We start from the raw sequence: 11,998 nt of genomic DNA, 5'->3' as shown, positions 1-11,998 counted from the left end.
AAACCGATTTACCCTCGGCGAAATCCTTGCCGACGCAGGAGCGCACATGACTCATCATCCTGGCAACCCTGCTGGTCTGCCCGACCCGCATGATCTCGATCTGTTCGAATTTGCGCGGAGTGGGCGGCAGGCCGCGGGTGTCGTGCGCGTCTCGCAACTGCCGCGCATGTTAAACGAAGTCCCGGCAGAAGCGCCAGACCGCGATACCGCGTTCACCTGGCAAGCCGAAGGGGCGACGCAACCGGAATTGCAGGACGACGGCACCGAGGGTCCGCAGCCTTATTTGAGGCTGGCGATTCACGGCGCCGCATGGCTCGAATGTCAGCGGTGCATGACGCCGTATCTGCAGGCGTTCAATGTCGACGCAACTTACCGGATCGTCAACACTGAGGCGGAAGCCGAAGAGTTTCCGCTCGACGAGGATGAAGTCGAAGTGATCGTGGGCTCGCGCCAGTTCGATCTCATCGACTTGATCGAAGAAGAGTTGCTGCTTTCCTTGCCGCTCGTGCCCAAGCACGAGGTGTGTCCCGAAGTGCACGAGAGCCTCGTCTCTGGTGTGGCCGGTACAGAAGGCGAGGGCGACGAGGCTGCGCCGGACGAAGCTGGTGAGGGCGGTGAGTCCGAGCGGCCCAATCCGTTTGCGGCGCTCGAAAGTCTCAAGCGCGGTGAGCCGGGCGACAAGAAGCACTGAACAGTTGCATGGGAGCGCGAAGCGGGCGCATTGGCCATTCGGTCGATGGCGGACACCGGGTCGGGCTGTGTTAGAATTCGGAAAATTTTTAGGAGTTAGTCATGGCAGTTCAACAAAATAAGAAGTCGCCGTCGAAGCGCGGCATGCACCGTTCGCACGATTTCCTGACGGCAGCGCCGCTGGCCGTGGAACCGAGCACGGGCGAAGTGCATCTGCGTCACCACGTTAGCCCGAACGGCTACTATCGCGGCAAGAAAGTCGTCAAGACGAAGAACGACTAATCGTTCCACTGCGTTGCGCCCCTCGGCGTTTCGCGTGGCGATCAGCTCGCTTGACATTTTCCCGGCTCGGCAAAAAGGCGGCATTCAACTGCCGCTTTTTTGTGTCGATCGCACTTGGCGTTTTAGCGCTTGCTGCGGTTCCATGCAGGGCGCCTGAAATTCGTCGCACTCCATGACAGTAAAGCTCACGATAGATTGCATGGGAGGCGACCACGGCCCGTCCGTGACCGTTCCCGCTGCCGTCAACTTCGTTCGTTCGCATCCTGATGCTGAGCTGCTGCTCGTCGGCATTGAAAGTGCGATTCGTGCGCAGATGAAGAAGTTGAAGGCTCAAGACCTGCCGGCGCTGACCGTCGTACCTGCTTCCGAGATCGTCGCCATGGACGATTCGGTCGAAGTCGCGCTGCGCAAGAAAAAAGACTCATCCATGCGCGTGGCGCTGAATCGCGTCAAGGAAAGCGAGGCGCAAGCCTGCATTTCCGCCGGCAACACCGGTGCGCTGATGGCGGTCTCGCGTTATGTGCTGAAAACGCTGTCGGGTATCGAACGCCCGGCCATTGCGTCCGCACTGCCCAATCCCAATGGCTACACGATGATGCTCGACCTGGGCGCCAACGTCGATTGCGAGCCGCAGCATCTGCTGCAGTTCGCGGAGATGGGGCATGCGCTCGTGTCCGCGCTCGAAGGTCGCGAGCGGCCCACCATCGGCCTGCTCAACATCGGCGAAGAAGTCATCAAGGGCAACGACACCATCAAGCGTGCCGGCGAACTGCTGCGCGCGAGTACACTTAATTTTCATGGCAACGTTGAAGGCAACGACATCTTCAAGGGCACGGTCGACGTAATCGTCTGCGACGGTTTTGTCGGCAATGTCGCGCTGAAAACGTCGGAAGGCCTCGCGCAGATGCTCTCCAACATCATCAAGGAAGAGTTCGGTCGTTCGTGGCTCACCAAGGTGATGGCGGTGCTCGCATTGCCGGTATTGATGCGCTTCAAGAAACGCGTCGATCATCGGCAATACAATGGGGCCGCATTGCTGGGCCTGCGCGGGTTGGTGATCAAAAGCCACGGCTCGGCGGATGCCTATGGGTTTGAGTGGGCTATCAAACGCGGGTATGATGCCGTCAAAAACGGCGTGCTGGAACGCCTTGCGCGAGCAATGGAAGAGAACGCGAGTTCTCTGGAACAGGCGGCGCGCGACGCAAGCGGTGCGGGTCAGGCAAGCCCGATCGCAGGCCAGCCGGCCGAGCCCTACGCTGCGCAATCCTCGAAGGCATAATGGCTCAATCGACAATTTATTCTCGCGTGCTGGGCACCGGCAGCTACCTGCCGCCCGGGCGCGTCACCAATCAGGATCTGGCCGAACGTCTCGCCAGGCAGGGCGTCGAGACGAGCGACGAATGGATCGTTGCCCGCACGGGCATCCATGCGCGCCACTTCGCCGAACCCGATGTCACCACCAGCGATCTGGCGCTGATCGCCTCGCAGCGCGCGATCGAAGCGGCCGATATCGATCCGCAAGCCATCGATCTGATCATCGTTGCAACCTCCACGCCTGACTTTGTGTTCCCGAGTACCGCGTGCCTGTTGCAGAACAAGCTCGGCATCAAGAACCACGGCGCGGCATTCGACGTGCAGGCCGTCTGTTCCGGCTTTGCCTACGCGGTTGCGATGGCGGACAGTCTGATTCGCGGCGGCCAGCATCGTACGGCGCTCGTGATCGGCGCAGAAACCTTCTCGCGCATTCTCGATTTCAAGGACCGCACCACCTGCGTGCTGTTCGGCGACGGTGCGGGTGCGGTGATCCTCCAGGCGTCCGAAGAACCGGGCGTGCTGGCGAGCGCTTTGCACGCCGACGGCAGCCATTCGAACATTCTCTGCACGCCGGGCAACGTGAACGGCGGCGTGATCGAGGGCAGCGCGTTCCTGCATATGGACGGGCAGGCTGTGTTCAAGCTCGCGGTCAACGTGCTCGAAAAGGTCGCGGTCGAGGCGCTTGCAAAAGCGAATCTGTCGGCTGATCAGATCGACTGGCTGATTCCGCATCAAGCCAATATCCGCATCATGCAAAGCACCTGCCGCAAGCTCGGCTTGCCGCAGGAACGCATGGTCGTCACGGTGGGCGAGCACGGCAATACGTCGGCTGCGTCCATTCCGCTCGCATTTGACGTCGCTGTGCGCGACGGCCGCATCAAGCGCGGCCAGAACGTGCTGATCGAAGGCGTCGGCGGCGGCTTCACCTGGGGTGCGTCGGTTATCCGCTACTAATAGCGGCGACGTTATGGCGAGCGCTCTTCGCGGCGCTCGAATACGCTTGAGCGCGCTCGCCATCAACCGGGCGTGCCACCCACATCTGACAACATCGATTTTGGGGACGATATGAAATTTGCATTCGTTTTTCCTGGGCAAGGCTCGCAGTCGGTCGGCATGCTTAACGCATTCGCCGATCACGCGGTCGTGCGTGAAACGGTTCAGGAAGCGTCCGATGCGCTCAATCAGGACCTCGGCAAGCTGATCGCCGAAGGCCCCGTCGAAGATCTGAATCTCACCACCAATACCCAGCCGGTCATGCTGACCGCCGCGTACGCGATTTATCGCGCGTGGCAGCAGGCGGGCGGCCCGAAGCCGGCCATCGTCGCCGGTCATAGCCTCGGCGAATACACCGCGCTGGTCGCGGCGGGCGCGATCGCGTTTCGCGATGCTGTGCCGCTCGTGCGTTTTCGCGCGCAAGCCATGCAAACGGCGGTGCCGGTCGGTGTCGGCGGCATGGCCGCGATTCTCGGCCTCGACGACGATACCGTGCGCGCAGTTTGCGCCGAAGCGTCGATCGCCGGCGTAGTCGAAGCGGTGAATTTCAACGCGCCGGCGCAAGTCGTGATCGCCGGTCACAAGGCCGCCGTCGAAAAGGCCTGCGAAGTTGCGAAGGCGAAGGGTGCAAAGCGGGCGTTGCCGCTGCCGGTATCGGCGCCGTTCCACTCGTCGCTGCTCAAGCCTGCGTCGGATCAGTTGCGCGAGTATCTGGCCAGCATCGACGTGCAGGTGCCGTCGATTCCGGTGATCAACAATGTCGACGTCGAGGTGGTCAACGAGCCGGCAAAGATCAAGGACGCGCTGGTGCGTCAGGCAGCCGGTCCGGTGCGCTGGGTCGAAAGCGTGCAGGCGATGGCGGCGCAAGGCGTCACGCATGTGATCGAATGCGGTCCCGGCAAGGTCCTCGCAGGATTGACGAAGCGTATCGACGGCAATCTGGTTGGCGCTTCGGTGTTCGACCCGGCTTCGCTCGAAGAAACGCTCAAGCTTGTGACGGCGGGCTGAACGCCGCTTCATAAGACACAGGCAGGACGCAAGCGGGACACAAGCAGGCCGCAAGACCGACATCAAGAATCAATCAGCCCTCCGAAAGGGCATCCGGACTGAAGATGGAAAAGACTCTCGACAAGCAAATCGCAATCGTGACGGGCGCGTCGCGCGGCATTGGCCGTGCAATCGCGCTGGAACTGGCGCGCCGGGGCGCGACGGTGATCGGCACGGCGACCAGCGAAAGCGGCGCAGCCGCGATCAGCGAAGCCTTTAACGAGGCAGGTGTGAGCGGCCGCGGCGCGGTGCTCAACGTCAACGACGCTGCAGCAGCCGAAGCGCTGATCGACGGCACGGTGAAGGAATTCGGCGCGCTGCACGTGCTGGTGAACAACGCCGGCATCACGCAGGACCAACTCGCGATGCGCATGAAAGACGACGACTGGGACGCGGTGATCGACACCAATCTCAAGTCGGTCTTCCGTCTGTCGCGCGCGGTGCTGCGTCCGATGATGAAGGCGAAGGGCGGCCGTATCATCAACATCACGTCGGTGGTCGGCTCGGCCGGCAACCCGGGGCAGGTCAACTATGCAGCCGCTAAAGCGGGTGTCGCGGGCATGACCCGGGCGCTCGCGCGCGAGATCGGCAGCCGCGGCATCACCGTCAATTGCGTCGCGCCGGGCTTCATCGATACCGATATGACCAAGACGTTGCCGGAAGAGCAGCAAACCGCGCTGAAGACGCAGATTCCGCTCGGCCGCCTTGGCAGCCCGGACGATATCGCGCACGCCGTGGCGTTCCTCGCGTCGCCGCAAGCGGGGTATATCACCGGCACGACACTGCATGTGAACGGCGGAATGTACATGTCGTAACAAAATTCGGTTACTATCCGCGCCTTGATGCGTTTGCAAAAGCGTAAGGCGCATGCCTTGACAGGAACCCGATGCGCCTCTTTTTTGCCGGGTCAAACCTGATAAAATGCGCGCACCTGTATTTTTGAACTTCTTTTCCCTTGGAGGGGTAATGGACAATATCGAACAGCGCGTCAAGAAGATCGTCGCAGAACAACTGGGCGTTGCAGAAGCTGAAATCAAGAACGAAGCTTCGTTCGTGAACGACCTCGGCGCCGACTCGCTCGACACCGTTGAACTCGTGATGGCCCTCGAAGACGAATTCGGCATGGAAATTCCGGATGAAGAAGCCGAGAAGATCACCACCGTTCAGCAAGCGATCGACTACGCTCGCGCGAACGTCAAGGCCTAAAGTCATTCGCGCCTGCGTTTCTGCGTTGGCGGCGTATGACGCCCTGCCGTGCCGGTTTCCGGCGCCAGCAGGGCTGGCGCTTTTTGCCGTGCAGGAGCCAGCGATGTTGACAGCGCAAGTTTCCGCGCGATTGCCGACTTTCAAGAAAACGCCGGGCCGCCCCGCGTTTTCCTCCCCGCAGGAAGTCCTCGGGGGAGCCTGGTGTGAAGCACCAGGTGTGAGGGCGCCTAACAGCCACAGGGCACACAGGGCAAAATTCCTGTGGCCGCTGTGGCTTTTGCTTTTGTCATCTATGAAAAAGGGGTTACCGTGAGCCGCCGTCGTGTTGTTGTTACAGGCCTGGGGCTGATTTCGCCTGTTGGCAATAATGTTGCCGACGGCTGGGCCAATCTGGTCGCCGGCAAGTCGGGTATTGCCAATATCACGAAGTTCGATGCGTCGAACTTTTCGACTCGTTTCGCCGGCGAGGTGAAGGGCTTCAATATCGAGGACTACATCTCCGGTAAAGATGCTCGCAAGATGGATACGTTCATCCATTACGGCGTTGCGGCCGGTATTCAGGCGATGCAGGACAGCGGTCTCGAAGTGACCGATGAGAACGCCGAGCGCATCGGCGTGGTGGTCGGTTCGGGCATTGGCGGTTTGCCGATGATCGAAGAAACGCAGACCGAATTGCTGAATCGTGGTCCTCGCCGGATTTCGCCGTTCTTTGTGCCGGCGTCGATCATCAACATGATCTCCGGCCATCTGTCGATCAAGTTCGGCCTCAAGGGCCCGAACCTCGCGATCGTTACCGCATGTACCACCGGCTTGCATTGCATCGGCGAGGCTTCGCGCCTGATCGAGTACGGCGACGCGGATGTGATGGTCGCCGGCGGCGCGGAAGCGACGGTGTCGCCGCTCGGGATCGGCGGTTTTGCAGCAGCGAAAGCGCTGTCGCAACGGAATGACGATCCGGCAACGGCGAGCCGTCCGTGGGACAAGGATCGCGACGGTTTTGTGCTGGGCGAGGGCGCCGGCGTGATGGTGCTCGAAGAGTACGAACACGCGAAGGCGCGCGGCGCGAAGATTTACGCCGAAATCAGCGGCTATGGGATGAGCGGCGACGCCTATCACATGACTGCACCGCTGGAAGACGGCGACGGTGCACGCCGCTGCATGCTGGCTGCCTTGAAGAACGCGGGCATCAACGCGGACCAGGTGAATTACCTGAACGCGCATGGCACGTCCACGCCGCTCGGCGATCTGGCGGAAACCACCGGCATCAAGCGCGCGTTCGGCGATCACGCCAAAAACATGGTCGTGAATTCGACCAAGTCGATGACGGGCCATCTGTTGGGCGGCGCCGGCGGTCTGGAGTCGGTGTTCACCGTGCTGGCCGTGCATCATCAGGTGTCGCCGCCCACGATCAACATCTTCAATCAGGATCCGGACTGCGATCTCGATTACTGCGCCAATACCGCGCGGGAGATGAAGATCGACGTCGCGCTGAAGAACTCGTTCGGGTTCGGCGGCACGAACGGCACGCTGGTCTTCAAGCGCGCCTGATCGCCTGATCGTTTGGTGATACGCCAGTCGAAAACGCCGGCTTGTCCGGCGGTTCCCCCTGAATCGGCAATGTCCGGCAGAGCGCCGCAACGGATTACGTTGCGGCGCTCCGTCTCTATGCGCGCCGCTTTAGGGGTGTTCGTCCTGATCGCGACGTTGGCCGTCTATACCTGCTTCGCGTCACATCTGGGCGCCTGGCAGGCAGTTCCGTTAACGCTTTCCGTGTGGGCGCTGCTGATGCTCTGTGCGGTAAAGCATGAGCATGCGCGGCCAGTTGCGCTGAAAATCGGCCCGGACGGATTGTCTGTCTGGAATCGGGCCGGCAGTTTGCTCATGCAGGGCCGTATTGCCGGCTGCTCGCAGTGGAGCGGTCGCCTGCTGGTTCTCGCGCTGGTGCCGGACCATGGGCGCTCCCGCACGCTACTTCTTGCCGCTGACGCGCTGCCGGCGCCCGTCTTCCGGGAGCTGGCCGTGCTGGGCCGGCGTGGCGCGGGTGCGTGACTGTAACGACTGTAACCGCTGTTACCGGAGTAACGTGCCGCGATGATGGGGACGCTACAATGGTCCCCCGCCATGCGCCCTATAGTTAACGGATTTATCAGGTGAGCGAAAAAGAAATTGATCAGTTGCTGGTCGAGCGCGTCCAGAAGGGCGACAAGGCCGCGTTCGAGCTTCTGGTCTCCAAATACCACCGCAAGATTCTCCGGCTGATCTCGCGCCTCGTGCGGGACCCCGCCGAAGTGGAAGACGTCGCCCAGGACGCCTTTATCAAGGCGTACCGGGCGTTGCCGCAGTTTCGCGGCGATTCGGCCTTTTATACGTGGTTGTACCGGATTGCGGTCAATACGGCAAAGAACTACCTTGCGACCCAAGGGCGGCGCGCACCGACTTCGACCGAAGCAGATGCTGAAGAAGCTGAAACTTTCTCGGACGCCGACCAACTAAGGGATATCAACACGCCTGAGTCGATGTTGATGAGCAAGCAGATCGCTGAGACGGTCAATGCTGCGATGGCGGTTTTACCGGAAGAGTTGCGCACCGCCATTACTCTTCGTGAAATTGAAGGTTTGAGCTACGAGGAAATCGCTGAGATGATGGGTTGCCCAATTGGCACAGTCAGATCACGAATTTTCCGCGCTCGCGAAGCCATTGCGGCAAAATTGCGTCCGTTGCTTGACACACCTGAAGGCAAGCGCTGGTAAATACCGGCCCGCCGGACAGGGCGCGGGTGCAATATCTGGATTAGTGGTGTCACTACGGGGTATTTGTAAGATGGGGAGCATCATGGGGTCGGTCTCGATGCAATCGCAAGCCAGCTCGCGCGGCGAGCGTCTGTCCGCTTTTGTCGACGGTGAGCTGTTCGGCGAAGAGCATCTGAACACGTTTGTTTCCGGACTGGACGGCGAAGATCGTGCCGCCTGGTCGTGCTATCACCTGATCGGCGACGCGCTGCGTTCCGACGATCTGGCGGTCAGCCCTGCGGCGAGCAACGCGTTCCTGAGCGGTTTTGCCGCACGTTTCGACAATGAGCCGCACGTGCTCGCGCCTGCCGCAATGCCGGTCGCGCGCCGCTTGCTGGCGTTGCGCCGCCGCGTTGTGCCGGCCTTTGCCGTCGCTGCCGCCGCTGCCACGCTGACGTGGATCGTCGTGCCGCAACTGCAAGGCGTGCCGGGTGGCCCGGGCGTTGCGCAAGTCGCGTCGATCCAGTCGCACGGCGATTCGCTGCAACGTGTGGCCATGGCATCGGTGCCGGCCGCTACGGTCCAGCCGGTCGCGCAAGACGCCAACATCATCCGTGACGCCAGTCTCGATCAGTATCTGGAAGCTCACCAGCAATTCGCGCAGCAACCGGTCATGCCGGGCTCGATGCCGCTGATTCGCGCTGCCGCAGTTTCTACGCAAGGCCAATAGTTTGATGCAGACTCCGCGGTTGAATAAAACGACTATCTGGGGGCGGCTGCCGGCATTTCTGTTCTGCGCAGCCGTGTTGTTGTCCGCTACACCGCGGGTCTTTGCACAAACCGACGATCCACTCGTCGCCCGTCGCACGGCCGCGGAGCTGCTCGATCGAATCCATCAGGCCGCCCAGCAGCAGAACTACGAGGGCGCGTTCGTCTATCAGCGCGGTAATTTCGTTCAGACGTCGCAGATCGCGCATTATGCGACCCGCACGGACGGCGAATTCGAGCGGCTCGAAAGCCTCGACGGCAAGCCGCGCAAAATGCTTCGTCATAACGAAGATCTCTACACGTTCGTGCCTGAGCGGCATCTGTGCGTGGTCGAGAAGCGCCAGAACAAAGATTCGTTTCCTGCCCTGCTGGCCGTAAGCGGCGAGCAGGTGCTGTCCGTGTACGAGCCGAAGCTGCTCGGTGACGACCGCGTCGCGGGTGTCGACAGTCAGGTGATCGAGCTCGACCCGAAAGACGCATACCGTTTTGCTTACAAGCTGTGGGCCGACAAGAAGACCGGTCTGCTGCTGCGCGCGCAGACACTCGACCCGAACGGCCAGGTGCTCGAGCAGTTGTCGTTTTCGCAGATTCGCATCGGCGTGCCGGTCGACAAGACCGCCATCGTCAACGGCATTCGTAATCTGACGGGCTGGACGGTGGTGCGTCCGCCGGTCGAACCGGTCGATATGGCCGCGCAAGGCTGGCAAATCACGCCGACGGTGCCGGGATTCCGCAAAATTCGCGAACTGCGTCGCCCGATGGCGGCGCGTGAGGCGAGCCAGCCGACCATTCCGGTCGATCAGGCTGTATTCTCCGATGGCCTCGCGGCCATTTCGGTGTTCGTCGAGCCGGTCGAGAACAACACGCGCAAGGAAGGCGCGGGCAGTAGCGGCGCCACCCACGTGCTGGTCAAGCGGCGCGGCGACTTCTGGATTACTCTGCTTGGTGAAGTGCCCCAGACCACATTGCAGCAATTTGCGTCTGCCATAGAATATAAAGCTCCGAAGTAATCCTCCGAATCACTCGAATCCCTCGGCTTGCTACGATATGACGACTTTCTCGGTGCGCAAATTCCTCGCGGCCGCGGTGGTAGCGGTGTGTTTGCCGCTCGTACCGCACACGGCGTCGGCGGCTCCCGCAGCCAATCTGCCTGACTTTACCGACCTCGTCGACAAGGTCGGTCCGGCAGTCGTCAACATTCGCACGACTACGCGCGTGTCGAGCAGCAGTGCTCGCGGCGGATTGCCGCCAGGTATGGACGACGGCGACATGTCGGAGTTTTTCCGCCGCTTCTTCGGCATCCCGCTGCCGCAGTCGCCGGGCTCGCCCGGTACGCCGCGCGGCGGCGATAACGGTGGGAGCGGCGGCAGCCAGGACACGCCGGATAACAGCGATCCCGAACAGAACAGCGGCGTCGGCTCAGGCTTCATTCTGTCGGCGGATGGCTACGTGATGACCAACGCGCACGTCGTGGACGATGCGGACACCATTTACGTCACCCTTACCGACAAGCGCGAGTTCAAGGCCAAACTGATCGGCGTGGACGATCGGACCGATGTTGCCGTCGTGAAGATCAGCGCGGCCAATTTGCCGACCATTACGATCGGCGACTCGAACAAGGTGCGCGTGGGCGAGTGGGTGGTCGCGATCGGTTCGCCGTTCGGTCTCGAGAACACGGTAACGGCCGGCATCGTCAGCGCCAAGGGGCGCGACACGGGCGATTATCTGCCGTTTATCCAGACTGACGTGGCCGTCAATCCGGGTAATTCAGGCGGTCCGCTGATCAACATGCAGGGCGAGGTGATCGGCATCAACTCGCAGATCTACAGCCGTACCGGCGGTTTCATGGGCATCTCGTTCGCGATTCCGATCGACGAAGCGATGCGCGTGGCCGATCAGTTGAAAACCTCGGGTAAGGTCGTGCGCGGCCGGATCGCGGTGGCGATCGGCGAAGTGACGAAAGATGTGGCCGATTCGCTCGGTCTGCCGAAGGCGCAGGGCGCGCTGGTCAGCAGCGTCGAACCGGGCGGTCCGGCGGATAAAGCCGGCGTGCAACCGGGCGACATCATCCTGAAGTTCAACGGTCATTCGGTCGACACGGCAACGGATTTGCCGCGCATGGTCGGCGATACGAAGCCGGGCACCAAGTCGACCATTACGATCTGGCGCAAGGGCCAGACGCGCGATCTGCCGGTCACGATTGCCGAGATGCAGCCGGACAAGACCACCAAGGCGGATCAGAAGAAGCCGCCGGTGCCGAAGCAGCGCGCCACGAACGCGCTGGGTCTCGCCGTTAGCGATATTCCTTCTGACCAACTGAAGGCGCTGAAGCTGCAAAACGGTGTGCAGATCGACGCGGTAGATGGCCCGGCAGTGCGCGTCGGGCTGCAAAAAGGCGACATCGTCCTACGTGTGGGCGATACCGATATCACAAGCGCGAAACAGTTCGACGATCTGACCTCGCACCTCGACCCGCAGAAGATGGTTGCGCTGCTGGTTCGTCGCGGCGAGAACACCCAGTTTGTGCCGATTCGTCCGCGCAGCACGCAGAAATGAAGACGGTGGCGCCGCTCACGCTCTACGGGCGCGCGTGGTGCCACTTGTGCGACGACATGCGTGCCGCGCTCGAGCCTTTGCTGGCTGAATTCGGCGCGCAGGTCGTCGTGATCGACATTGATGCCGATCCATTGCTGGAAGCCCGTTATAACGAGCTAGTGCCCGTTCTGCTCTGCGATGGTGTCGAACTGTGTCACTATCATCTCGATGCGGTGCGGGTTCGTGCCGCGCTTGCCGCACGCTTTGCGGCGGCGCATTCGGGATCCACACAACCGGGGTCCAATTAGGGCGCCAAAGCAGGCGCGAACGTGCGCCGTTCACGCCCCGTTTCACGTCTCTCCTGTCGGTCGGAGTTGGCGCTTCGGCGCTTATTCCGGTCCTATGCCCCGTGGTTGCTGAACCGTCTTTTCCGC

General features: G+C 61.5%; 14 protein-coding genes. All 14 read left to right on the top strand.

Going from position 1 to position 11,998, the window contains the following annotated elements:
• Positions 1–46 precede the first annotated feature (46 nt).
• The 14 genes from ACOSV0_RS14890 to ACOSV0_RS14825 all read left to right on the top strand — a co-directional run bounded on the left by ACOSV0_RS14890 (position 47) and on the right by ACOSV0_RS14825 (position 11,872).
• Complete coding sequence (locus ACOSV0_RS14890) at positions 47–691, top strand: DUF177 domain-containing protein (RefSeq protein ID WP_434106926.1); 645 nt, start codon at positions 47–49, stop codon at positions 689–691.
• 101 nt (positions 692–792) lie between these two features.
• Positions 793–972 (top strand): 50S ribosomal protein L32, encoded by a 180-nt coding sequence (gene rpmF / locus ACOSV0_RS14885; RefSeq protein WP_006051932.1) that lies wholly within the window; start codon positions 793–795, stop codon positions 970–972.
• A gap of 172 nt (positions 973–1,144) precedes the next feature.
• Positions 1,145–2,251 carry a phosphate acyltransferase PlsX gene (gene plsX, locus ACOSV0_RS14880; RefSeq protein ID WP_434106925.1) on the top strand — a complete coding sequence of 369 codons (1,107 nt, stop codon included), beginning with the start codon at positions 1,145–1,147 and terminating at the stop codon, positions 2,249–2,251.
• A complete protein-coding gene (locus ACOSV0_RS14875; protein WP_434106923.1) occupies positions 2,251–3,240 on the top strand; it encodes a beta-ketoacyl-ACP synthase III in 990 nt (329 codons plus the stop codon). The genes plsX and ACOSV0_RS14875 overlap by 1 nt, the downstream gene beginning before the upstream one ends.
• Positions 3,241–3,351: 111 nt before the next feature.
• Positions 3,352–4,287, top strand: a complete 936-nt coding sequence (fabD, locus tag ACOSV0_RS14870) for an ACP S-malonyltransferase (RefSeq protein WP_434106922.1) — start codon at positions 3,352–3,354, stop codon at positions 4,285–4,287.
• 104 nt (positions 4,288–4,391) lie between these two features.
• Positions 4,392–5,141, top strand: a complete 750-nt coding sequence (gene fabG, locus ACOSV0_RS14865) for a 3-oxoacyl-ACP reductase FabG (protein WP_434106921.1) — start codon at positions 4,392–4,394, stop codon at positions 5,139–5,141.
• A gap of 151 nt (positions 5,142–5,292) precedes the next feature.
• Entirely contained in the window at positions 5,293–5,532 is a 240-nt protein-coding gene (acpP, locus tag ACOSV0_RS14860) for an acyl carrier protein (protein WP_004197638.1), read from the top strand.
• Positions 5,533–5,841: 309 nt separating this feature from the next.
• Positions 5,842–7,080: a beta-ketoacyl-ACP synthase II gene (fabF, locus tag ACOSV0_RS14855; RefSeq protein ID WP_434106919.1), complete on the top strand. Its 1,239-nt coding sequence runs from the start codon at positions 5,842–5,844 to the stop codon at positions 7,078–7,080.
• A 117-nt stretch (positions 7,081–7,197) separates the two neighbouring features.
• Positions 7,198–7,581: a hypothetical protein gene (locus ACOSV0_RS14850; RefSeq protein WP_434106918.1), complete on the top strand. Its 384-nt coding sequence runs from the start codon at positions 7,198–7,200 to the stop codon at positions 7,579–7,581.
• Positions 7,582–7,682: 101 nt separating this feature from the next.
• Positions 7,683–8,282, top strand: coding sequence for an RNA polymerase sigma factor RpoE (gene rpoE / locus ACOSV0_RS14845; protein ID WP_408205998.1), 600 nt, complete (start codon positions 7,683–7,685; stop codon positions 8,280–8,282).
• A gap of 82 nt (positions 8,283–8,364) precedes the next feature.
• Entirely contained in the window at positions 8,365–8,991 is a 627-nt protein-coding gene (locus tag ACOSV0_RS14840) for a sigma-E factor negative regulatory protein (protein ID WP_434106917.1), read from the top strand.
• Positions 8,992–8,995: 4 nt separating this feature from the next.
• Positions 8,996–10,039: a MucB/RseB C-terminal domain-containing protein gene (locus ACOSV0_RS14835; RefSeq protein ID WP_434106915.1), complete on the top strand. Its 1,044-nt coding sequence runs from the start codon at positions 8,996–8,998 to the stop codon at positions 10,037–10,039.
• 37 nt (positions 10,040–10,076) lie between these two features.
• Complete coding sequence (locus tag ACOSV0_RS14830) at positions 10,077–11,585, top strand: DegQ family serine endoprotease (protein WP_434106913.1); 1,509 nt, start codon at positions 10,077–10,079, stop codon at positions 11,583–11,585.
• Complete coding sequence (locus ACOSV0_RS14825; protein ID WP_434106912.1) at positions 11,582–11,872, top strand: glutaredoxin family protein; 291 nt, start codon at positions 11,582–11,584, stop codon at positions 11,870–11,872. The genes ACOSV0_RS14830 and ACOSV0_RS14825 overlap by 4 nt, the downstream gene beginning before the upstream one ends.
• Positions 11,873–11,998: the final 126 nt, after the last annotated feature.

The sequence above is a fragment of the Paraburkholderia caffeinilytica genome (genome assembly GCF_051027425.1).
Classification (GTDB): Bacteria; Pseudomonadota; Gammaproteobacteria; order Burkholderiales; family Burkholderiaceae; genus Paraburkholderia; species Paraburkholderia caffeinilytica_A.
Note: the sequence above shows the minus strand (reverse complement) of the source record. Positions and strands in the feature narration are given on the sequence as shown.